At 48.3% G+C, this 23116-nt stretch carries 15 protein-coding genes and 2 pseudogenes; 16 read left to right on the top strand and 1 reads right to left on the bottom strand.

The window, feature by feature from the left end; genetic code table 11:
* The first annotated feature begins 162 nt into the window (after positions 1–162).
* The 7 genes and pseudogenes from L6439_RS18550 to L6439_RS18520 all read left to right on the top strand — a co-directional run bounded on the left by L6439_RS18550 (position 163) and on the right by L6439_RS18520 (position 8530).
* Positions 163–612 (top strand): hypothetical protein, encoded by a 450-nt coding sequence (locus L6439_RS18550; RefSeq protein WP_213471645.1) that lies wholly within the window; start codon positions 163–165, stop codon positions 610–612.
* A 104-nt stretch (positions 613–716) separates the two neighbouring features.
* Complete coding sequence (locus L6439_RS18545; protein WP_213471646.1) at positions 717–1859, top strand: pentapeptide repeat-containing protein; 1143 nt, start codon at positions 717–719, stop codon at positions 1857–1859.
* A gap of 8 nt (positions 1860–1867) precedes the next feature.
* On the top strand, positions 1868–2404 hold the full coding sequence (locus L6439_RS18540) for a hypothetical protein (protein WP_213471647.1): 537 nt from the start codon (positions 1868–1870) through the stop codon (positions 2402–2404).
* The gene (locus L6439_RS18535; protein WP_213471648.1) at positions 2405–3115 is read left to right on the top strand and encodes a DUF4280 domain-containing protein; all 711 of its coding nucleotides are present in this window, start codon (positions 2405–2407) and stop codon (positions 3113–3115) included.
* Positions 3116–3139: 24 nt separating this feature from the next.
* On the top strand, positions 3140–6382 hold the full coding sequence (locus L6439_RS18530; protein ID WP_213471649.1) for an ADP-ribosyltransferase: 3243 nt from the start codon (positions 3140–3142) through the stop codon (positions 6380–6382).
* A gap of 15 nt (positions 6383–6397) precedes the next feature.
* Positions 6398–7393: an ADP-ribosylglycohydrolase family protein gene (locus L6439_RS18525; RefSeq protein ID WP_143801598.1), complete on the top strand. Its 996-nt coding sequence runs from the start codon at positions 6398–6400 to the stop codon at positions 7391–7393.
* A 123-nt stretch (positions 7394–7516) separates the two neighbouring features.
* A pseudogene (locus tag L6439_RS18520) lies at positions 7517–8530 on the top strand (IS630 family transposase).
* 125 nt (positions 8531–8655) lie between these two features.
* On the opposite strand, the gene L6439_RS18515 reads toward L6439_RS18520, so the two are convergent.
* Positions 8656–9024: a hypothetical protein gene (locus L6439_RS18515; RefSeq protein WP_006675789.1), complete on the bottom strand. Its 369-nt coding sequence runs from the start codon at positions 9022–9024 to the stop codon at positions 8656–8658.
* A 647-nt stretch (positions 9025–9671) separates the two neighbouring features.
* On the opposite strand from L6439_RS18515, the gene L6439_RS18510 reads away from it, so the two are divergent.
* The 9 genes and pseudogenes from L6439_RS18510 to L6439_RS18470 all read left to right on the top strand — a co-directional run.
* Positions 9672–10454 carry a DUF1266 domain-containing protein gene (locus L6439_RS18510; protein ID WP_168179394.1) on the top strand — a complete coding sequence of 261 codons (783 nt, stop codon included), beginning with the start codon at positions 9672–9674 and terminating at the stop codon, positions 10452–10454.
* Positions 10455–10958: 504 nt separating this feature from the next.
* Entirely contained in the window at positions 10959–11906 is a 948-nt protein-coding gene (locus tag L6439_RS18505; RefSeq protein WP_168179393.1) for a carbohydrate ABC transporter permease, read from the top strand.
* A gap of 17 nt (positions 11907–11923) precedes the next feature.
* Positions 11924–12760: a carbohydrate ABC transporter permease gene (locus tag L6439_RS18500; protein WP_168179392.1), complete on the top strand. Its 837-nt coding sequence runs from the start codon at positions 11924–11926 to the stop codon at positions 12758–12760.
* A 183-nt stretch (positions 12761–12943) separates the two neighbouring features.
* The gene (locus L6439_RS18495) at positions 12944–14326 is read left to right on the top strand and encodes an ABC transporter substrate-binding protein (RefSeq protein WP_168179391.1); all 1383 of its coding nucleotides are present in this window, start codon (positions 12944–12946) and stop codon (positions 14324–14326) included.
* 139 nt (positions 14327–14465) lie between these two features.
* Positions 14466–17681 (top strand): polysaccharide lyase family 8 super-sandwich domain-containing protein, encoded by a 3216-nt coding sequence (locus L6439_RS18490; RefSeq protein ID WP_213471650.1) that lies wholly within the window; start codon positions 14466–14468, stop codon positions 17679–17681.
* A gap of 40 nt (positions 17682–17721) precedes the next feature.
* On the top strand, positions 17722–19212 hold the full coding sequence (locus L6439_RS18485) for an alpha-L-fucosidase (RefSeq protein ID WP_213471651.1): 1491 nt from the start codon (positions 17722–17724) through the stop codon (positions 19210–19212).
* Complete coding sequence (locus tag L6439_RS18480; RefSeq protein WP_213471652.1) at positions 19209–20171, top strand: sugar kinase; 963 nt, start codon at positions 19209–19211, stop codon at positions 20169–20171. Before L6439_RS18485 ends, L6439_RS18480 begins: the two co-directional genes overlap by 4 nt.
* A 64-nt stretch (positions 20172–20235) precedes the next feature.
* Positions 20236–20901, top strand: coding sequence for a bifunctional 2-keto-4-hydroxyglutarate aldolase/2-keto-3-deoxy-6-phosphogluconate aldolase (locus tag L6439_RS18475; protein WP_213471653.1), 666 nt, complete (start codon positions 20236–20238; stop codon positions 20899–20901).
* Positions 20902–20930: 29 nt separating this feature from the next.
* Positions 20931–23073 (top strand): annotated as a pseudogene (locus L6439_RS18470) (glycoside hydrolase family 95 protein); the annotation flags it as partial.
* Positions 23074–23116: the final 43 nt, after the last annotated feature.

Below are 23116 nucleotides of genomic sequence, written 5' to 3'. Positions count from 1 at the left end.
TTCGTCATCGGGATCGGCCGCCAGAACGTCTATACCAGATTGAGAACTCGACTACTGTAAGTTCATGGATTGTTTATTTGGAAATTTTGGGTGGAGTGTAAATAAAAATATGGTAAAAGTCGATAAGAAGGTAATAAAATTTTTTCAGCGGGTGGGGAAGGTATGTCTCTAACGACAGTCAGTTACGAGCAACTGCAGATTCAGCCATTTGAGATCCGTATCCATAAGGTTGCATTACATATGGCCGTTAACGATCATGGGAAGCTCAGCTTCGCCGGAGTGATTCCAGAAGAGAAGGAAGAACAATATGTGCGCATGGCGGATGAGAGCACTCCGGTTGAGCTGTGCTATACGGATGAAGAGGGGAAGAAGCAGCGATTATTTCACGGTGTCATTCTGAAGCTCCAGGTGAGGGTAGAGAATCAGGTGTATTGGCTTGAGGCGGAAGCGGTGTCCCATTCGCATGTCATGGATCTTCGGCGCGAGACACGCTCTTATCAGAACGCGGCCTTATTGATCCCGGACGTCATGCAGAAGATTGCCAGAATCTATCCGGACGGACAAACTCGAGATGGTGTCGGAGTCCGTGACCCTGCTTGCCAATCAGATTGACATGTCCACCAAGGGGGGAAATGGGGGCCTGACGATTGATCAGGGGCAGGTCGTCATTAAGGGAATCGAGATATTAATGAACCAGTAGGAACGCGGGGGACGGGATGATGGACCATATGGAGTTGTGGCAGCAGTTCCTGGAGCAGGAAGCGCTGCCGCTTCGCAATGCCAAAATACACGAACTGCATACCTATTATGCAGGACATAAAAGAGAGATAGTAGAGGGAATTGTCCCCTTGTTCGATGCCTTCTGTGAACAAGTGAAGTCGCAGCAGGAACGGGGGGAGCTTCAGGCATGCAGCACGCTGCACGTGTCCCTGATGCGGACCAGGTTGCAACAGGGCGATCCCGCCTATATGCTGCACGCGAGCGGCCGGAACAGTGAAGGCGATGCGGCTGACACCGGATTTTGGTATGACGCGGGCTGTATCTATCGTTATGCGGATCAATGGTTTGAGGAATGCGAGAACATCCGCAGGCGATATATGAATCGGCTTGATCGGGCCGTGTTCGAGACCTGGCGGACGGGGCAGTTATACCCTTTTCACGTCTATATGGTTCACGCTGTTCGTTATGCGATGGATGTCATTCGAGCGCTGGATTCATTTCGAGGCATCGGCAAGGATATGCAATTTGAAGTCCGCGTGGGTGAGTATCGGGACCATGAAGTGACCGAATCGGTATTCCGGATCAATGCTAACCAGCGAAGTCCTGTCACCTGCAAGGGATGGCTGGAGAAGCGGCTGCCCGATGAATACATCTATGAACACATTGCAGGAGTGAATTTGACGCAGGGAGATTATAGGGAGCTGGATTTGAATTACGCCCGATTCGAAAAAGCTGCATTAACCGGCAGCTGCATGGAGGGAGCGAGCTTGCTAGGAACCCGATTTGAACAGTGTCGATGCGAGCATGTCGATTATGGAAAGACCTTGCTGTATGATACGGACTTTCGCGGATGTGACCTAACTGGGGCCAGGTTCGACGGAGCATTGGGCGGGCGCGATACGTTCGTGGAGACGCATGGTCTGATATATGGCATGAACGGCGTTCAGTTCCAGGGAGCGAACCTGAGCCATGCAACCTTTAGATATGCGAAGATAGCCGGCGATTTCACGGGGGCGGAGCTGGAACAGGCGGATTTCACGGGAGCCGATCTGACCGGCAGCCGGATGCTTGCGCAGGATCGATTTCGGGTAGTGTTGACCCCCGAGCAGCGGGCTGCAGTGGAATGGGTGGAGGCATAGGGCGATTCATGAAGGAAAAACGGGAAACGCAATACCATGTGATTGAATACGACAGAGGACTTCCGGTGAATGGAGGCAGTCTGCAATGGCCGGAGCGCATGCTTCTGGGCTACGAATATGCTGCAGATGAAGAGATCGTCTATGTCAAGCAGAGTCAGCCTTTTGCCTTCCCCTGTATTCTGGCGCAGCCTCCGGTGCTGCTGCTTGGCGAAGAACTGTCCAAAGTCATCTTGAAAGCCGCGCCTGATACTGCCCGCAAAAGAGTCGCAATCATGAACCTGGAGCAGCAAAGGCATTCGTTCTATAACTGGGTGAATCTGCCGAAGGCGATGTGTACGAATCCTGAACGGGCTTTGATCCAGGGGGGACAAATTATGGGGATGACGGCTGATCTTCGCGGGTTGGAAGAGGCTCCGGTATTTAGCATTTCCTATTTCCCTGCCCAACTGGTGATTGTCCGTCTTGATATTGCCGAAGCTCTGCTGAGGGCGGGCATATATGGGCTGACTGTAAGACCAATTCAGATCACCGAAGGAGAAATGTAGATGGGAGTTACAGATACGATATTATCCAAAGATACGCTGAACAAGCTGCTCACCTCTCCCTGGAGGAGTGAAGATACATATGTAACGGCAGGAGCCTACATGCACTGTTCATTCGGAACACATGAGGAGGTGCTCAACAAGCTTGAGCCGAACGGGGTGTACATTAACGGGAAACCGATGCTGACGGTGGAGGATTGCGTACCTTCGACTTCGGAGCCGGGGACGATATACGGTATTCCCTATCAGAAAATGGGAAGGGAAATCGACGGGAACTTCTATTCTTTCGGTTTTTGCCGGAGTGAGCTGCATCCGATGAAACAGGCTGAACGTATAGCGGGCCCGTATTCCGATCCATCGTACATCATTGACCCCGATCCAACGGAGCCGACCTTTCAGCAAGCCATTTATCCGTGTGCGCCGCAAATCATGCCCACGGTATCGGCCGTATCGGCATCGGCGCCTGCGAAGGCTCCTTCTGCAGCCCAGGGGACGGCTCAACAAAGCGCATTAAGCATCATGCCTATGTTGGGCTCCTTGCTTGGCGCGTTGGCCGGAGCGAAGCTGCAGTGGACGAACGGAAGCCCCAATGTATCCATTCAGGGGGTACCTGCGCTCACCAGCAAGTCCTGCCTGTTCTGTGCGTGTGGCGGGCAGCTTCGTTTGTTGACCAATGGCATGGATCCGGCTCCCCCGGAATTCGCCGCCAGGTAGCCGCCCAGGGGGGAGATGTAGATAATGAATGTGATCTATCAGGGGGATGGATTTGAGCTGCAGTGGCCTTACCAGATCAAGGACCTCCGCAGCTTCCGGGTTGAGCGGACTTTTAATGCGCATGCACGATGCGTATTTACAGCCCGGATGAGTGAAGAGGAGGCCGAGCAGTGCCTTCTTCACAGCAGCTTCAACGACAGTCTGGTACTGCAAATGAGAACGGAATCCAGACCCGAGAGCTGGTTCGCCGGGGGGATTGCCAAAGTGGATATCCAGATGGAGGATGGAATTCCTCTGGTAGAAGTCCATGCGCTCTCACGGACTCACATCATGGATATGAAGCCGAAGAGCCGGTCGTACCAGAACAAGCACCTCACCTACACCGATGCGATTCGGCAGCTCGCCAAGGACTATCCCGGAGGGGATGCCCAGAACATGGCGACCCGTGACGAGGCATCGACTGGAGCCCTGCTGGTCCAATATGAAGAGACGGATTGGCAGTTCCTGAAGCGGCTGGCTTCCCGGGTCGGCACAGTTATTTTACCGGATGTCGCAATGGATGCTCCCCGTGTCTACTTCGGCGTGCCGGATTTATCCTGGGGCAAGGAACTGCATGCCCGTCGATACACGGTGATCAAGGACCGGGCGCTCTATCAGGAGTTCAAGGCCCTTGCGGAGGGCGAGGATGCTAACAAGCTCGTCGAATCCGATTTTGTAAGCTACCGGGTAACCAGCGAGCAGTATTTTCATGTCGGAGAAGACGTATCGTTCAAGAACCGGATATGGGTGGTCTCCGAGTCTGTCATCAGCTATGCCTCCGGCGGCTTGTTGCAGTACGAGTATCTGCTGGTCCAGCGCCAGAGCTTGCGCCGTAAATCCCGCCGCAACGATAAGCTTCAGGGCAGGTCTCTGGAAGGACGCGTAGTCAAACGGGCCAACAATATGGTGAAAGTGCACCTGGACATCGATGATCAACATGATGAGCAGGGCAATTGGTGGTTCCCGTATTCGGGGGAAGGCAACAATATTTTTCACTGTTTGCCGGATGAGGGGGCACGAATTAAGGTCTACTTCCCTAACGGCACGGAGAAGCAGGCAATCGCCATCAACTCCGTTCGTGGCGGCGGCGAGGAGATGAGGAGCCGGACCGTATTCCAGAAGCCCGCGACGAAGGTATTCGAAATGCCGGGCGAGGCCAGAATGCAGCTTGGCGAGGACGGGGTGCTGTTCGAGAAGGGAACGGTCCGTCTGCATCTGGATGAAGGGAATATTACCCTGAATGCCAGCGAGGATCTGCTCGTTGTCGCGGGCAACCAGATTGAAGCAGGCAGCGGAAGCGAGCAGGGGATTCTGGAAAGCTTCCGCATTCGCGCTGAGGAGCAGATCGTGCTTCAGACCAATACGGACCAGTATGTTGTACTGAACGGCAATCGGGTGGGAATTCAGAGCGCCCATGTCGATTTCCAGAAGGTCGAAGTGGACTTTATGGAGCTGCTGACCGAAAAAGAGCTGGAAGAGTTGTATCTGGATACGCTGGCTCAGGGAGAAATCATGAAACAGGAGATTGAATTGTCGTTACAATTAAAGGCGGCAGTTCAGTTAACGGATAGTCAACGAGCCGACATTCGCAGCAAGGTTGCCGAGGAGGCAAAGAACGATCCCGGTCTGGCAGAAAAGGCGCGGAACTGGATGAGCAGCAAATCGCCGGACGAACAGAAGACGATCTACCAGCAGAAATATGTGAAACCACCCGCAGTCGAGCCTGAGAAGAAGAGCAAAAAGGAGAAACAAGCGGAACTGGAAAAGGAGCAGCAGGCCTATGACCAGATGGACCGGGATCGAACGGCTATCTATGAGTGGCAGCAACGCTCGAAGCAAGTCATGGCACAAGGGGTAGCTGCCGGCAAGTCGCAGTCCGAAATTCAGGTAATGTTACCGGCTCCTCCGGTATTGGGCGGTCAGGGCTCATCCCATCAGGGGACCTCAAGCGGGAAACCTGGACTGATCGAGCGATTCGTAGAGTCCACCGGTATAAGGGATACGCTGCAGCAGATCAGCCCTTGGCTAGAACAAATGGAACTCGAATATATCATTCCGCAAAAACCAAATTATGTGAGCAAGCAAAGTCAAAAAACGGTATACTTATCCCGATACACATTCCAGGTTCTTATTATAGACCCGCAAATACTGGTTGCCGAATTTAACATTCTCTTTGGCGTAGTGGCTATCATTGCTGCGATTCCGACGCAGGGAGCCTCCCTGTATTTACTGGCCGTGGCCGATGCGGCCCTTGGAACGTCCATGATTATCGTGAACATGGAGAAGCTGTCGGATCTGAAGAACGGGAATGCGTATACCAATCCGAAGTTCCTGGGAATGGACCAGGAGCGGCTGGATCAGTTGGGAACCGCTCTGATGGTAGTGAACCTGTCTATGTTGGCCAAGCACGGGTTGTATAAGGCAGCGGACAAGCTGGCAAACAGCAAGACCATGTCGGCGATGGGTGATTCATGGGCAGCGTGGAAGAAGCAGGTTGAACATGAGCTGGGTACGGCGAGGGTGAAGCCTCTCAAGGGTAAAGGAGAAGCACCGCCACAGATTGAAGGTACGGCGAGGGTGAATCCTCTCAAGAGTAAAGGAGAGGTAGCGCCACGGACTGAGGGGATGGGGGAAGGTAAAAAAGGAGTTAGTGAAGAAAAACTCCCCCTTAATAATCTTGAACAAGCCGATCAATGGGGAAGCAAATATTATGATAGCTGGCTTGAATCATTAACTGTGAACGAAATAAAAGCTATTAATCAGTATACAGGGGATGATTATAGTAAAATAAATGCCTATCTGAGAGGATATAGCGATTCTTTAGATGGTGTAGAACTACAAGTGATTAAGGATATCGAAAGTGGACTGCGTAAAGCGAAAGTCCCACATGATATGCAAGTATATAGAGGAACAGATCTTAAACCCTTTGAAAATTTACTTGAAATAGATAAGAATGGGAAAATTGATTATAATTCACTAGTAGGGAAGATATTCAAAGATGATGCGTTTGTTAGTACTGCAATTGTAAAAGAGTCTTCATTTGATTTTATGACAGTCGCGTGGGATATAAATGTTCCAAAAGGAGCTAATGCCGCTTATATTGGAAAGATTAGTAACTATTCTGATGAAGCAGAGTTGCTTTTTAATGCTGGACAAAAAATGATAATAAAAAGTGTAAAAGTGGTGCGTGACGATAAACTACATGTTGTTTTAGATTTGATACTATAAAAGCAGGTGGAATAAATGACAGGTAAAAGAATGGTAGACAGATGGGAAGAGGATAATAAGATGTTTCATGCCCTCAATATAAAAAAACGAATACTCCCTACTATATATGGTGGTATTATTGGAGACTTAATGGGCGTACCTGTTGAATTTAGGCAAAGAGGTACATTTCACATACAAGATATAGTCGGATACGGCACATATAATCAACCTCCTGGAACATGGTCTGATGATACTTCGTTGACATTATGCTTGATAGAAAATTTAATGAATAAAGAAACTGTCGCAAATTTAATGGAGAAGTTTGTTAAATATCAAGATGAAGGATACTGGACTCCTTTTGGAAAAATGTTTGACATTGGTAGAACTACAGCTGAAGCAATAACTAGATTTAAAGAAGGGAATCTACCGAAAAATTGCGGCGGTCAGTATGAGAATGATAATGGCAATGGTGCCATTATGAGAATTTCACCATTGGCATTTATGTTATTTAATGAGTTTGATTTTATAAGAAAGACAGAAATAATTAAGCAATATACAGAAATTACTCATGCACATCCTCGTGCAATAGTAGGCTCCATTATTTACATTGAGTTTTTAATTAGGCTATATCATAATAATTCTTTTGAAAAGTCAATAAAAGAGATACATGAACTTTTCAACGAAAATTTCGGAGAAGAGCATGAGTATCGAAAGGAATTAAGATATTACAACAGAATTTTTAAAGAGAATTTTTTTGAAGTGCCGCAAGATGAAATTTTATCAGATGGATATGTTGTTCATACTTTAGAAGCAGCAATTTGGTGTTTAGGGAATACAACTTCATTCAAAGAAGCTGTATTAAAAGCAGTGAATCTAGGTGGAGATGCGGACACCGTGGCTTCGATAACGGGATCATTAGCGGGGATGTTTTATAAAATGGATGAAATTCCTGAGGAATGGTTGAGGAAAATAGTTAGAAAACAAGATATTGATGAATTGATAAAAAAATTCTATGAATTTTGTTCTATATAGATTGAACCATTGAACTTCCATACCAGAAGGTTTTAACCTATCTCTGTCGAATTTAGAAAGGATCTAGATGAGGCGGTGATTGGGACGCATAACAAGCAAGCGCTGGGAATGATTGAAGAATGAATGAGAGCGATGAAGGATCGCCGTATGTACGAGCGACTTCAAACAGTACGTTTACGATTAGTGGGTATGTCTGTACGCGAGATTGCCACGATTATCTGTCGTTCGGAGAAAACCATTCGCCTCTACATCCGCGCCTATGAAAAAGAAGGTTTGTCGGGTCCGGTCATGCGTTTCTCACCCGAGCGCTCCCCACGACTAACGAAAGAGAGCAAGACGCTTTAAAGCAAGTGATTGTGAATCAGGTGCCAGCGGACGTTGGATTCACTGCCAAATTCAATTGCAACTGATTGCAGACTACATTAAGCGTACGTATGGATATAGCTATTTACCGCGCGGCCTGTCGAAACGTAGGGGCCTGAGCTACATGAAACCGACGTATACGCTTGCCGCTGCAGACCCTGTTAAACAAGAACAGTTTGGGTCGAAGAAACGTTTCCGGATCTAAAAAGGGGTTGAAAATGGCGGAATTCGTCATCTTTTGTTTGAAGATGAAAGCATGATCCGTGCCCTCCAACTAACGTGGTTTGAGAAGGGGGAAACACGGGTGATTCGGACAACCGGTAAACATCGCGGCGTAAAGCTGCTCCCCACCGTCGATTATTGCACCGGAAAATTGTCTGGCATGAAGACGAAGAGTACACAGCAGAAACGTTTCTCAAATTCTCGAACAAAGTGCTTGAAGCGTATCCTTCGGGAACCATTACCATGATTCTGGATAACGCGCGAATCCATCACGCCAAGCTGCTCGAGTCGTTTCTGAAGGAAACAAGCGACTGACCTCTATCTTTCTTCCACCGTACAGTCCACAACTCAATATTGTGGAGGGACTCTGGAAGTGGATCAAAGCTGACGAAGTGAAAAACGTCTTCTATCACACTGTAGATGAGATACGGAAGAATGTCTGCTCTTTCATGAATGTAGTGTGTTGAACAACCTCAAGCAATCATTGACCGTCTCTGTGTGCGAATGGAGTCTGATGGCTTGTCACCCAACCAATATCGGCGAGTTGTATAACGATAAGAAAACCCTCAGTTCTGTTCAATTGAACTGAGGGAAATAGGCTAATGTTTTGTTTTTCCCCTGTCTGCTTGGCAGGGGCACTTCACTGACCGCTAGGGGGGCTTATTTGACGTTTACCTTTACACCATACCGCCCGCATCTTCAATAATTCTCATGGCTTTGTCAAAAGATTCCTCCTCCACTACAACAGTCAGCAAAATATCCCTTCCGGTGGGTCCGCCCTGCCCCCCGTCACTCATTCCGCTTGCCGATACATTTGTAGCAGCTAGAACGTTGGTGGAATCACCTCCGAGCGTGTCCCCGAAGGTCACGGAGGTTAAACTGCCCATGCTGCCAGTTAGATTCGGCGAACCGTATGAATCACTGGCTGGATACATGCTGAAACGATCAATTGACATGTCCACGACATGCAGCGCCTGCAGCTTTTTGGACACACTTTCGGCTTCTTCCGGACTTTTAAAATAGGCCAAAATATTTTTTTCTGCCATAACCTTCACCTGCCTGTGTTCATGGTCTGTTTTCTCAACCAGTAAAATAGGCTTTTCATGCCTTTCATTAGATTCTGCCTAACCCGGAATGAATATGCGCATACGTCGGGAAAAAGCAGCCGTCCGGGTTCAAAACCGGGACGAACCTCGATCCGGGCAACGCCGACTTGAATCTGAAGGGACTCGGTTGCTTCGATTCGGCCAGCGGCAGCAACTGGACGAAATGTAACAGGGGCTTGCTTTTCGGAGTAACCAGCCAATTCCCCAAAAGGAACCATCCAAACGGCAACAACCGGGCGAGGAGTTCGCATGCTATTTTCATTCCCAAAGGGGCAGTACTTTTTGAGGCAGGTTCAACACGAAAATATTGATTGAAGTTTCCGGAACAAACCTCTATTAAAATATGATTTATCTTTTTTAGCCTTCTTTCAGTCCAGAACCATAATTCCTCAAATCTCGTTATGAGGTTATGAATAGCACAATATTCATCGACCTTCCTCCGGCTAGGTAATTCAGGGAACAAGAAATCGAAGAAAATGTTTTCTGAGTTGGTAGTTGAAACCAAAAATTATTGTGTTACAATATCATGAGGTATTTTTTTAATCATTTCAGGCGGCCAAATAAAACAGCGAGAGGAACGTGGTGATTTGAAGACGATTCTACTGATTGTGGGAATTATTGCGGCGATTGTGATTTTACTTATCGTGGGTTTGGTTACAGCGAGCAAGCGAATGGAGAAAAAGAATAAAAAAGCGCGAGCAGAAATGGAGATGGCCAACTCGTTACCGAAGGAGAAACAGCATTTGCTTGCCTACGGCGCCAATCTCTCTCTGTATCGGTCTGAGTCGCCACGGATACTGCCGGTGAAGGTAGATCATGAAATTTTGAAAGAAGGCCTTTCTTCAGCCTGGGACGTTCGTAATCCGGAGGAGGCTGTACAAACCCTGGAATGGCTGCTTACGGAAGGGCATCGTGCGAAGTATGACCAGCTTCTTATGGCGTTGCAAGCAGGCCAGACTTTTACCGAGGAGGAAGTGGGGAAATCGCAGGAATGCTATGAGTCCGCCCAAGATGCGATGATGAAGAAGCTTTCCTTTGCGACATCCGATTTTGACCGGGTGAACACCATTGCTGCCTGGGATTTTGACCGCGCTGTAAATATTGCAAGATGGAGCTGCATACTTGGCTATCTCACCGAAGAACAGGCATGGGGGTATATCGAGAGAGCTGCTGATGCCGCCAGCCATACGTTCCAATCCTGGAAGGATTATTTTATTTCCTTTGCATTTGGCCGAGCCATTGCTTACGAGGGTGACATTTACGATATCCTTTGGAATGGCAAAGAATTGCTGACAGAACAGGACTCGATCTGGAATGAATTTAGCATTAAGCGCTCCGGAACAGGAAATGTTGCATTTGCCAAGGTCTGAGAGAGTGTCTGCTTGCTGTACATAAGACCCTCCAACCATGGGAGCCGTGTGGCCCCCGGGGTTAGATGCTGGTAGATTAGCAGATTGGCTTTTTCGAGCAATTGCTCCATCCCGATTTAAGCTTGTAGCGGCAACGTTTGCCAGCTACAGGCTTTTTCATGTTTCGAGTGAGAGGATCAAGCAAAAGAGATTCTACAAGCTAGTTCCACACGATTTTGTCTACTTCCGAGCGTGATCAATGTGAATATATCTAACACCCTCGTTTCTTTCATCAGCTGCCTTTTCGAGTGATCCAGATCTCTCCATGTCCGACTTATCCCATCAAGGCATTCATCTAAACGATAGCGCCTATATCACTCCTCTTTAGTCAACCCGATTCCATGTTTCATTACCACGACAAAGGTCAAAATTTTACCCGCACAAGGTCATAATCCATCCTTTGTTCTCTCTTGTCTGCCGCTTATGATGAAGTCAACAAATTATTAAGCTGAGGTGACATCCTAAGTGGAAGAGACAAAATCAAGTTATCAGCTCCCAAAGCAGCAAGCGGAGCGCGTAGGGAAGAAATTTTGGTCGCCGCGGAGAAAGGAAGCATTGGTTGGCTGGCTGTTTTTAATGCCGGAAATTGTGGGCATGTTGATGCTTAATGTATTTGCCCTTGGGTTTTCGTTGTATTTAAGTTTTACAGATTGGGATTTATTGTCTGGGGTATCAGGGATTAAATTCGCCGGTTTGCAAAACTACATTCATTTATTTCAAGACCCGACGATATGGAAGGCATTATACAACAACCTGGTGTATACGGTGTTAACCGTGCCATTGCCGATTGCGATTGCGCTTGTGCTGGCGGTTGTTATTCATAGTAAAGTCTACTTCAAAGATTACTTTAAGGTCGTATTCTTCATCCCTTACATTTCCTCGATTATCGCTGTGGCAGCCGTGTGGAGCATTTTATTCCACCCTTCGCTAGGCCCTGTCAATCAATTTCTAATGGATCTGGGTGTATCGAATCCCCCGAAATGGCTCGTTGATCCGAAAACATCACTCATCTCGGTCGCCATTATTAGTGCGTGGGCCGGGCTCGGTTATACGATTATTATTTACATGGCGGGACTGTCCAATATTTCCGAAGAATTGTATGAAGCGGCAGAAATTGATGGGGCGACGGGGATGAAGAAATTTTTCAATATCACGGTCCCGATGCTCCGGCCAACGACGTTTTTCTTGCTTATTACGATGCTAATCGGCTCATTTAAAGTGTTCGATATTATTTCGTACTTGACCGAAGGCGGCCCTGATAATTCATCAACGGTAATCGTATTCCGCATCTATCAAGAAGGTTTTGTCAACTACAATATGGGCTATGCATCTGCAATATCTTGGCTGTTATTTGCGATTATCGGTCTGATTACAGCGGCAACGTGGAAGATGCGTCAAGAAGAATCATTTTAATGGAAAGGGAGAGTAGGATGCTAACCTTACGCAATAAGATTTCTAAAATTACCGCTACCGTGTTCATGGGGATATTGTCCATTTTCTTTATCTTTCCGTTATTATGGATGGTATCGTCGGCATTCAAATTTGAAAAAGACGTGATGCGCTTTCCGATTGAGTGGATTCCATCTTCCATCAATGTTGTCAATAACTTCAAGGCCGTATGGATGGAAAGGGTACCGTTTGGTCAAATTTATATGAACTCTCTGAAAGTGGCGATTATCGTTACTTTACTTTCGCTGCTTATATCAACGATGGCAGCCTATTCATTTACGAAGCTGAAATTTCGCGGTCGAAACCTCGTATTTGCCATGTTGCTAGCAATGATGATTATTCCTGATCAAGCGACGCTCATTCCTCGCTTCATGCTTATTCGCTGGCTGGGATTATACGATACCCATGCGGCACTAATTTTGATGGGTATGTTTTCGATTTATTTTACATTCTTGTTGCGTCAATTTATGGCCGGCGTGAGTGATGAAATTTTGGAAGCGGCTAGAATTGACGGTGCAGGGCATCTGCGTACCTTCACTTCGATTATGCTTCCGCTCTGTCGTCCTGTCATAGCGACGGTGGCGATTATTAAGTTCATCTGGTCGTGGAATGATTATCAAAATCCGTTAATCTTCCTGCAATCGAAATCATTGTATACCGTTCCGCTAGGCATGACATTGTTCAGGGATGATTACACGACCAACGATGCGATTATGATGATGGCGGCATTGTCAGCGATTATTCCTCTGCTGATTGTGTTTATTGTTTTGCAGAAACAAGTTATCAGCGGGATTGCCCTTGGTGGCGTGAAAGGGTAAGCCAATACGGACACACGATCAATCCGTAGATATCTTTAGCGTCTTCTAATAGGTCAAAATCGTTATCGCACAAGCACAAAATTATACACGCAAGCAAGTTGCAAACGTTATATACTGGCTGCAAGCGCTAACAAGAAACTTTATTACAACAATACGATAATTAATTTTAGGAGGAAGCTGCACATGGCAAGTAAAAGAAAACGCTATTTTCTTATTTCCACATGCATACTGCTGGCATTCATGATGTTTACAAGCGCTTGTGGAAGCAAAGCTGCTGACGAATCAGCACAATCGAACGATTCTGCAGGTACGGGGGCGAAGGAAGTGACGCTCAAGTACTATAACTGGGATAATGAGGCCCAAGAAGGGGCTACAGACGCAATGCTGCGTGAGTTTGAAGCAGCCAACCCTGGCATTAAAGTTGAACATGTCGTGCTCGTCCCGGGTAATTCATTAGAAATGTTGAAGAAATTAGACTTTCTTATTTCGTCAGGAGATGAAGTTGACGTCGTTCAATTACCAAGTTCATCAGCAGTCGTGGAAAGAGCGGTTCGCAGCGCATTTATGCCACTCAATGAATTCTATGATAAAGAAGGTTTGAAAGCGGAAGATGAGTATTATGTAAATCCGCAAGTAGACGGCAAATATTACGGGATGCAATATACATCAGGTTATACCTATGTAATGCTCAATAAGGATGCGTTGGATGAAGCGGGACTGCCTGTTCCCAAATTCGGCTGGACATGGGATGACTATCGCGACTATGCGAAGAAGCTGACAAAAGGCGAAGGCGTAGATAAACGGTATGGGACATACTTCCATACATGGGAGTTGTATATGAATGCGCCAGCGCAAACGGTAATGAAAGATCCGTTCCGCTATGACGATGGCAGTACAATTCTGTCTGACCCAACCTATCCGTACTTTTTCCAACTGCGCAAAGACATGGAGAGTGTTGATAAGTCAGCGAAAACATACGCGGATGTATTAGCGGCTAAGCTTAACTATCGCAGTGAATTTTTCGGCGGGAGTGCTGCGATGATCATGTCAGGCAGCTTCACGATTCCTGATCCAGGCAATCTTGAACAGTACCCGCATGATTTTGTGACTGCTTTCGCGCCAGTTCCTTTGCCTCCGCAGAATGCTTTGCCTAAAGACTATGAGGGCGGTAAATACTTTGTTGGCGGTTCACAATTAGCAATGGGTGCAACAACGAAGCACAAGGAAGAGGCATATAAGCTGATGCGCTTTATGTCTACCGCAGATTCAACCAATAGACAAGAGTTTTCCGGTTGGAAGAAAGCAGATCAAACAGCACTTCTGGAGCGTATGATCGGTAAAAACACGGACAAGTACGATGTAGAGTCGTTAAAGTACACGCTGTTCGGCGACGATATTAAGTATTTGGATGCTTCCAAGGTGCTTACCGTTTCGAGTGCTGACTTAACAAAAGTTATTGCCGATGGCTTCAGCAAATTTATGCTTAGCAACGAGCCAATTGACAAAGTACAAGCATGGATGGTTGAAGAAGCAACGAAGATTATTAATGAGAAAGAGAATAAGTAACGATTAGTAAGTAACCTAATAAATAGCAATCCGCTGCAACAGGGCGTCTCTATCTTCCATGCTATAGAAAGAGTAAATAGTGGGAAGAGGGGCGCCTTTGCAGTCAGGTGCTGAGGGATGGAGGGAGGAGTGATGAAAAATGAAAAGGATACTGCGTTTGTTACTAATAGTTGCGATAGCAGTGACGTTGTTGCCTGTTGGCACAGGTGTGGCGATGTCATCGGATGCTGATAATTTAGTACCGAATGGTGATTTCGAAATGACAGCGGCGCCGAGCGGTACTTGGATTCAATATACGGATACGAATCCTGTACCTGTTCATTGGGACACGTGGATTCCAGCAGGTTCTGGCAAGCCCGCTAAAAAAACAGTAAATGTAACGGTCGACACCTCTGCTTATTATAGCGGCCGGCAATCGATGCTGATTGATGCTTCCCGCACAAGCCGCGTATCTATTCATGCCAAGGCGCCTGTTGAATCAGGGAAATCGTACCGCTTGCAAGTGTGGTATAAAACCGAAAATATTGCAGGCGGCAGCGGCGCTTATTTTCGCACTTCTGTGCTGAATGCTTCTAACACAAAATTAATAGATGGACCTGGTTCAACTAAGGTGTATGGTACGAACGGTTGGAGAATGCAGCAAGTCTTTATAACGGTGCCAGCTGGCGGTGCCAAATTTTTGGTCGAATTGTTTTTGGAAAATGGCACCGGCAAAGTGTGGTTTGATAACATTCGGCTGGAGGAGTATGACGGCATAACGATGTTGACGCTTGAACCGGCGGCAATGACGATGACGGTGGGGGAGACGAAGCCGCTTACCTTAACCCGCACTCCACAGGACTTACTATCTCCCAAAGTAATATGGAGCACTAGCGATGAGCATGTAGCTACGGTTGATAACGTTGGTAATGTAACCGCAGTTGCTGCGGGTGCGGCAACAGTCACTGCTGCAACAGATGACCAGATGATAAAGGCGCAAAGCAACATTGAGGTAGAATCCGCAGAAACAGCAGCTGCCTACAAAAAATTGCGTGAACGCTGGAAGCAGAAGTTAGTTGGAGCTGCAGACACTTCCCTCGCTGATGACCCCGTTATTCAGGCACTGGTAACTGAGATGGATAACCGTGTATCCAATGCCGCTAAGACGGGTTATCTCGATACACTTCGCGCTGATGATGGCAGCCGCCGATACTTATGGTCAGATCTTGTCGATAACGCCGATACGAAGGAGCAGCATGCCAACAATATAGTGAGTGAGTTTACGCGGATTAAAACGTTGGCAACCGCTTACAACACAGAATCCTCCCGTTTCTATCACAATCAAGAGTTGCGGGATGCAATTCTTGGCGCACTGGATTGGATGTACGCTAAGCGCTATAACGAGCGTCTATCCTACGGCAGCGCCAGCAGCTGGTGGGGATTTGAAATCGGTGCGCCGCAGCTGTTAAATGATTGTTTGATTCTTATGTATGATGAGTTGAACGATCAACAAATAGGCAACTTTATGCGGACAATTGATAAATATTGTCCGAACCCAACCAAGAGGGTGCAAAATAGCTCCGTTATCGAGACGGGCGGCAATTTGCTGGACAAAGCGTTTGTCGTCACTTTGCGCGGCGTAATTGGCAAAAATAGCGATAAAATTACGCAAGGACGGGATTCGATTGGTTCAGAATTTAACTATGTCACGAATGGCGATGGTGTCTATGAAGATGGTTCACTGGTGCAGCATGCGAATATCGCCTACACTGCTGGCTATGGCGCAGTGTGGCTCAGCCGCACGGCGGACATCACGTATTTGCTCAACAACTCACCATGGCCTGTGACCGACCCGCGTGTGGCTAACATTTATAAGTGGGTAAGTGATGCATTCGAACCGGTTATTTACAAAGGGCTGTACATGGATATGGTGAACGGCCGGGGGATTTCGAGAGACGGATCGGGTACGGCTCGCGGCACGATTGTAGCGTTAGCCATGTTAGCCGAGGGCGCGCCGCCGGAAATAAGCGCGAATATTCGCAGTATGGTGAAGGAATGGGTAAGCAAGGACACAACCTTTGATGATTACTATAAAGGCTTGCCGATTTATAGTGTGATGTTGCTGAAGCAAATAATGAACGATGATCGTGTTGCAGCGCGCGGCGAGTTAACGCGCAGTTATATGCTCAACGGTATGGCTCGTGTTGCGCATCATCGTCCGGACTACGCTTTTGGTCTCAGTATGTTCTCAGACCGCATCTCTGCCTTTGAAATGGGCAATAAAGAAAATTTAAAAGGTTGGGATACCGGTCTTGGCATGACCTATATCTATAACGAAGACTTATTGCAATATCGCGACGGATTTTGGGCAACGGTGAATAGTTTCCGCTTGCCAGGCACGACGACAGACGGCTCTGGAGAAGGAAAGATGCCGGGCGAATGGGCGTACTATTACAATACGAAAAGTCATGTTGGCGGTGCAACACTAGATCATTTGTATAGCGCAAGCGGCATGGATTTCTCATTAACGAAAGTAACGGGCAGTAATTTAAGCGGCAAGAAATCATGGTTTATGTTCGATGATGAAATTGTTGCCCTCGGTACAGCTATTCGTAAAACATCTGCCGCCACAAAAACGGTGGAAACGATTGTTGATAACCGCAAGTTGAATAGCAACGGTGATAACGCATTTTTGATTAACGGTGAACAGGTGCCTGCAGCATTGGATTACGCAGCGGAGATTAAGGATGTAAACTGGGCGCACCTGGCAGGCAATCGTGCGGGTTCTGGCGCGGATATGGGCTATTACTTCCCAACTGGGCCTACATTATATGTCGTACGTGAGGCCAGAACAGGCTCTTGGTATGACATTAACAACGGTCAATCGAAAGAGAAGCTGACGCGGAACTATGCTAGCATCGCCTTTGAACATGGGAATAATCCACAAGAAGCTAGTTACGAATATGTGTTGCTCCCGGGGAAGACTGCAGCACAAACACAAGCTTACAGTGAACAAGCAGCAATAGAAGTGCTGAGCAACACATCCACAGTACAGGCTGTTCGCCATAAGCAGCTTGGCATCACCGCTGTGAATTTCTGGAGTGCAGATACGGTGGAAAGCATCAGCGCTGCATCCGCTGCCACTGTCATCATGAAGGAAGACAGTGATGAACTGAAAATTGCGATATCCGATCCAACGCAACAGCAGAACACAGTGACGATTGAAGTCCGTCAGCCGGACTTGACACTGCTGACTGCAGGTACTGGGATGCAAGTTACACCGATAGAAGATGGAGTTAGCATTGAAGTCAACACTTCGGGATCGCTGGGTAAGACGCATACGGCAACATTCGTTCCCGGAAGTAACTGTCAATGAGAGATGGAGTGTTCATAAAGTGACGAATAGAAGTAACGTAATGAGTGCGGAGCAGGTTAAGGCTGCGGCGTTGGTGCGGCCGTCGGAGCGGCAGTTGGCGATACAAGAGATGGGGTTTTATGCTTTTGTGCATTTTTCAGTAAATACGTTCACGGACCAGGAATGGGGCAGCGGGCTGGAGCAGCCGGATATTTTTAATCCGACGCAGTTGGATGCCCGACAGTGGGTGCGCGCTTGTAAGGCTGCAGGGATGAAAGGGCTGATTCTGACTTGTAAGCATCACGACGGGTTTTGTTTGTGGCTGAGCGAGTATACAGAGCATTCGGTGAAGAATAGCCCGTGGAAAGACGGCAAGGGTGATGTCGTTCGTGAGGTGGCTGACGCTTGTCGTGAAGGCGGGTTGAAGTTCGGGATTTATTTATCACCTTGGGATCGTCATGAGGCTTGTTATGGGGATTCGCCAGCATATAATGAGTACTTTACCAATCAACTGCGCGAACTGTTGACAAGGTATGGGGATATTTTTTGTGTGTGGTTGGACGGGGCTTGCGGTGAAGGTCCTAACGGCAAGCGGCAAGTGTATGATTGGAATGGCTATTATGCCCTGATTCGTGAATTGCAGCCGGAGGCGTGTATTTCGGTTTGTGGACCGGATGTGCGCTGGTGCGGCAATGAGGCGGGGCATTGCCGCAAATCGGAGTGGAGCGTAGTGCCTGCGCAGCTGCAGGATAAGGAGAGAATTCAGGAAAATTCACAGCAGGAAGATAATGCCGAATTCGCCAAGCGTTTCACTTCAGAGGATGAAGACTTGGGCAGCCGCGACATTATCGCAAATGTATCGGAGCTTGTCTGGTACCCTGCGGAAGTGGATACGTCGATTCGTCCGGGATGGTTCTATCATGCGAGCCAAGATGATCAAGTCAAGTCGCTGGATGAGCTGCGGAAGGTGTACTATGGTTCGGTCGGAGGAAATGCCACGCTCTTGCTTAATATTCCTGCTGATACGCGCGGTCTGCTCCACGAGAATGATGTGCAGCGGTTAGAGGAGTTGGGGGCTTGGATTCGCCATACGTTTGAGACGAATGTGGCGCGCGATGCATCTGCTGCGGCTAGTGAAGCGATGGCTGGACATGAAGCGGCCAATGTACTGGATGGCAATCGAGATACATTTTGGGCTCCTGAGCAAGGCACAGAGGTGGCGAGTATCACTGTCGACTTAGGAACGGAGCGCACGTTCGACCATATCGTACTGCAGGAGTATCGCTATACGCAGAGGATTGAAAGTTTCAGCTTGGAGTATTGGCAAGCCGATACGGCTGCAACGACAGAGGCAAGCGCGGATATGCCTGCTGACAGAGGGACGTGGCAGCCAATTTTGAAGGGTACCATTATCGGTCACAAGCGAATTTGCCATTTTCCAGCCATAAGCAGCAGGCGCTTGCGTCTTCGAATCACGGGCTCGCGCTGGTGGCCAAACTTGTCGGCATTCGAAGTGTACAATAGCCAGGTTCAGGATGGTGAAGGTGAATGACGAATCGAAATTCTCATCCGGAAGTGGTCACCTTCGGGGAAAGTATGGCCCTATTGATCGCCGAGGGAGGAAAAGGTCTGGAATACGCATCGAATTTGACGCCATCCTTTGGCGGAGCGGAGACGAATGTAGCGATCGGTTTGTCAAGGCTTGGACATTCCGCAGGCTGGTGCGGCCGGCTTGGAGATGATCCGTTCGGGCAGCGGATTTATAAGACGGTGCGGGGAGAAGGCGTGGATGTTACACGCGCCTCGTTCACGGATGAAGCTCCGACAGGACTCATGATTCGAGAGAATGCGGCTGGAAGAAGCTCTGTTTATTATTACCGCAAGCAATCGGCGGCCAGTAAAATGACTCCGGAGCATTTGGATGAGGAATATATTGCTGGAGCAAAGATTTTGCATATTACCGGGATCACGCCTGCGTTAAGCCCATCCTGCGCGGAGACGGCGGCGGCAGCTATGGACATCGCGAAGCGGCACGGAGTCAAAGTGAGCTTCGATCCGAATTTGCGCTTAAAGCTATGGGATGTTAAAGCAGCCCAAAAGGTTCTTTTGCCATTGGCGCGAAAAGCGGATTATTTCTTGCCGGGATTAGATGAATTGAAACTGCTGTATGAGACGGAATCGGTGGATGAGATCGTTGCCAAGCTCGGTGAACTGTCCGCTGTAAGCATTATGAAAGGCGGCGAGGACAAAACCTATATTCTGGAGAACGGTAAACTGTCCGCGGTTCCTTACTATAAGGTTGATCATGCAGTCGATACGGTAGGAGCTGGAGATGGCTTCTGCGCCGGATTTCTAGCTGGTCTGCTGCGGGAATATAGTCTTGAGGAGGCGGTTCGTCTCGGTAATTTGATCGGCTCGCAGGTAATCCAGACGGTTGGTGATTGGGAAGGTCTCCCTAGTGCAGCGCAAATCGAGCGATTGCTTGCCGGTAAGATGCATGTTGAGCGATAAGGGTGATTTGGGAACGGAAATGAATGTCCGATGAAGTGAAATAGAGATGGGTGAGGAGAACGATATGAAGAAAATGCAGCTTATTCAGAAGATTGTGCAGGAAGGTGTCGTTGCCGTACTTCGCGGAGAGACGGCAGAAGAAGTTGTGGCCATGGCCGAGGAAGCGATACGCGGCGGAATTAAAGTGATAGAGATTACGATGACCGTTCCGTTGGCGTTGAAAGCGATTGAGAAACTAGCTCAAAAATATAAATGGAATTCATCGGATGAATCTGCTTATGCCATTATTGGCGCAGGGACCGTGCTGGATGCTGAAACGGCATGCGCGGCCATTCTCAGCGGCGCCCAATTCGTAGTGTCCCCTTTCCTTAGCGCCGAGACCGTCACCTTGTGTAACCGGTATCGGGTACCGGTTATGCCAGGAACAATGACCATCAAGGAAATGAATGAAGCGCTTGAGCTTGGAGCCGATATCGTCAAGCTGTTCCCAGGCAACCTGTATGAGCCATCCATAATCAAGGCGATCAAAGGCCCCTTGCCGCAGGCTAACATTATGCCAACCGGCGGTGTGTCGTTGGATAACCTTGGCGAATGGATAAAAGCCGGAGCGGCAGCGGTAGGGATCGGCTCCGATTTGACGAATGAAGCCGTAAAGAACAAAGATTTATCGTTGATTCGGAAGAAAGCTGCCGCTTATGTACATGCCTATCGCCAGGCAAAAGAAATATAATTTATAAAGAGCAAGTTCTGAGGCCATATATGCCTTGCTGCTTGCTCTTTTCTCTATATCTGCGAGCGATTACACAGGATTTTTATAGAAATGAGGGTAGCTTAATGAAGCATATGAGCAGCTATTATTTGCTTGAGCGGACAGCGGCCAGCAAATGGACGGAAGCGTTTCCGATCGGTAACGGGCGCTTAGGGGGAGTTGTATATGGTGGCATACAGCGCGAGCAGATTCAATTGAATGAAGATTCGATGTGGTATGGCGGTGCAAGGGATAACGATAACAGAGGCGCGCAAGCGGCGTTGCCGGAAATTAAAAACTTGTTGCTTCAGGGTAACGTGCGCAAGGCAGAAAAGTTAGTGTTAAAGCATATGACGAACGTACCGCAATATTTCAACCCCTATCAGACATTAGGCAACTTGTTTTTGGATTTTGAGACGAATCTAGAAGTTCATGCAATCCATCATTATTGTCGTGAGTTAGATTTGGATAATGCTTTGGTTCAGGTGAATTATGAAGCGGGACGGCAAGATAAGGAAGGAAGAACGGCAACGAAGGCAACGGGTGAAGTTCTGCAAGATGCAATTCAGTACAGCCGCGAGATATTTTCTAGTGCCGCCGATCAAGTGCTGGTCATCCGGTTGACAACGACCGATGCCGCAGGTTTAACCTTTGCAGCTAAAATCGACCGTAGACCATTCACCGGTGAAATGGTTCAGACAGAGGATAGACAGGCTATTGCCATGCAAGGACAATTAGGAGCAGATGGCGTACGTTATGCCGTTGTGTTGCGGGCCGCAGTTGAGGGCGGACAGTGTCAGACGGCGGGCAATTATCTTGATATTCGCCAAGCTCGTGCCGTCACGCTTATTGTAGCGGCGCAGACTTCATTTCGCTGTGCTGATGCTTACGCTGTTGCTTGGCAACAAGCGAAACAGGCAGCTATCGTGCCCTATGAGACATTGAAGCAGCGGCACTTGGATGATTATAAGCCGCTGTTTACCCGTGTGACGCTGGATTTGGAAGGGGAGGAAGGAAGAAGAACGGAGCCGCAACAGCAGATTCCTGAACCGCAATGCTTGTCCACGTCGCAGCGGCTGGAACGATACCGGCAAGGCGCAGCTGACAATGGGCTGGAGGCTCTGTTTTACCAGTACGGGCGTTATTTACTGCTTGCCAGCTCCAGACCGGGAACTCTGCCAGCCAACTTGCAAGGGATTTGGAACGATAGCTATACTCCGCCATGGGAATCGGACTATCATCTAAACATTAACTTGCAAATGAACTACTGGCTCGCCGAGACGGGGAACTTGCCGGAATGTCACATGCCGCTATTTGACTTTATTGAACGCTTAGTCATCAATGGACGCCGCACAGCGCGCAACATTTATGGCGCGCGCGGATTTCTTGCCCACACGAGCAGCAATCTGTGGGCGGATACAGGCATTTACGGTGAATATGTAAGCGCCAATATGTGGCCGATGGGCGGCGCATGGATTGCGCTGCATATGTGGGAGCATTATTGTTATAACGGCTCGCTTTCGTTCTTGCGCGAACGTGCGTATCCCGTGTTGAAAGAAGCGTCGTTATTTTTCTTAGACTTCTTAATGGAGTTGCCCTCAGGACAGCTGGTGACCGTACCATCCCTATCACCAGAAAACTCGTATCGCAGTGAACAGGGAGAAGTCGGGGCGCTATGCTATGGACCGTCGATGGACTCGCAAATTTTGCATGCGTTGTTTACGGCATGTATCCGTGCTGGCGAGCTGTTGCAACGGGATGCGGAAGGGCAGATGGAACAGGGGTTCCCAGAGGACAAACATTTGTTGGCACAGTGGAAGCAAGTGCGCAGTAAGCTGCCACAGCCGCAAATCGGCCGCCACGGTCAAATTATGGAGTGGGCGGTTGATTATGATGAAGTAGAGCCGGGTCATCGCCATATTTCTCACCTCTTTGCTTTGCACCCAGGGGAACAGATCATTCCTCATCGCAGCCCTGAACTTGGACAAGCGGCGAAGTTCACGTTGCAGCGGCGCCTGGCCCATGGCGGAGGACATACGGGTTGGAGCCAAGCGTGGATTGCCAACTTCTGGGCAAGGCTGGATGAAGGAGAGCAGGCACATCAGGGTTTACGCAATCTATTAAGCAAAGCGGTACATCCGAACTTTCGGCGACCATCCTCCATTCCAGATTGATGCCAACTTTGGTGGAGCGGCAG

The organism is Paenibacillus dendritiformis (assembly GCF_021654795.1).
Taxonomy (GTDB): Bacteria; Bacillota; Bacilli; order Paenibacillales; family Paenibacillaceae; genus Paenibacillus_B.
The sequence above is the reverse complement of the archived record's forward strand: the minus strand, read 5'-3'. Positions and strand labels throughout refer to the sequence as shown.

What these genes read in the sequence shown, in the direction of transcription:
- L6439_RS18475 (WP_213471653.1), top strand. Translation starts at nt 20,236, where the DNA reads ATGAAGAAAATGCAGCTTATTCAGAAGATTGTGCAGGAAGGTGTCGTT.
- L6439_RS18535 (WP_213471648.1), top strand. Translation starts at nt 2,405, where the DNA reads ATGGGAGTTACAGATACGATATTATCCAAAGATACGCTGAACAAGCTG.
- L6439_RS18490 (WP_213471650.1), top strand. Translation starts at nt 14,466, where the DNA reads ATGAAAAGGATACTGCGTTTGTTACTAATAGTTGCGATAGCAGTGACG.
- L6439_RS18500 (WP_168179392.1), top strand. Translation starts at nt 11,924, where the DNA reads ATGCTAACCTTACGCAATAAGATTTCTAAAATTACCGCTACCGTGTTC.
- L6439_RS18540 (WP_213471647.1), top strand. Translation starts at nt 1,868, where the DNA reads ATGAAGGAAAAACGGGAAACGCAATACCATGTGATTGAATACGACAGA.
- L6439_RS18495 (WP_168179391.1), top strand. Translation starts at nt 12,944, where the DNA reads ATGGCAAGTAAAAGAAAACGCTATTTTCTTATTTCCACATGCATACTG.
- L6439_RS18515 (WP_006675789.1), bottom strand. Translation starts at nt 9,024, where the DNA reads ATGGCAGAAAAAAATATTTTGGCCTATTTTAAAAGTCCGGAAGAAGCC.
- L6439_RS18485 (WP_213471651.1), top strand. Translation starts at nt 17,722, where the DNA reads ATGAGTGCGGAGCAGGTTAAGGCTGCGGCGTTGGTGCGGCCGTCGGAG.
- L6439_RS18525 (WP_143801598.1), top strand. Translation starts at nt 6,398, where the DNA reads ATGACAGGTAAAAGAATGGTAGACAGATGGGAAGAGGATAATAAGATG.
- L6439_RS18545 (WP_213471646.1), top strand. Translation starts at nt 717, where the DNA reads ATGATGGACCATATGGAGTTGTGGCAGCAGTTCCTGGAGCAGGAAGCG.
- L6439_RS18530 (WP_213471649.1), top strand. Translation starts at nt 3,140, where the DNA reads ATGAATGTGATCTATCAGGGGGATGGATTTGAGCTGCAGTGGCCTTAC.
- L6439_RS18550 (WP_213471645.1), top strand. Translation starts at nt 163, where the DNA reads ATGTCTCTAACGACAGTCAGTTACGAGCAACTGCAGATTCAGCCATTT.
- L6439_RS18480 (WP_213471652.1), top strand. Translation starts at nt 19,209, where the DNA reads ATGACGAATCGAAATTCTCATCCGGAAGTGGTCACCTTCGGGGAAAGT.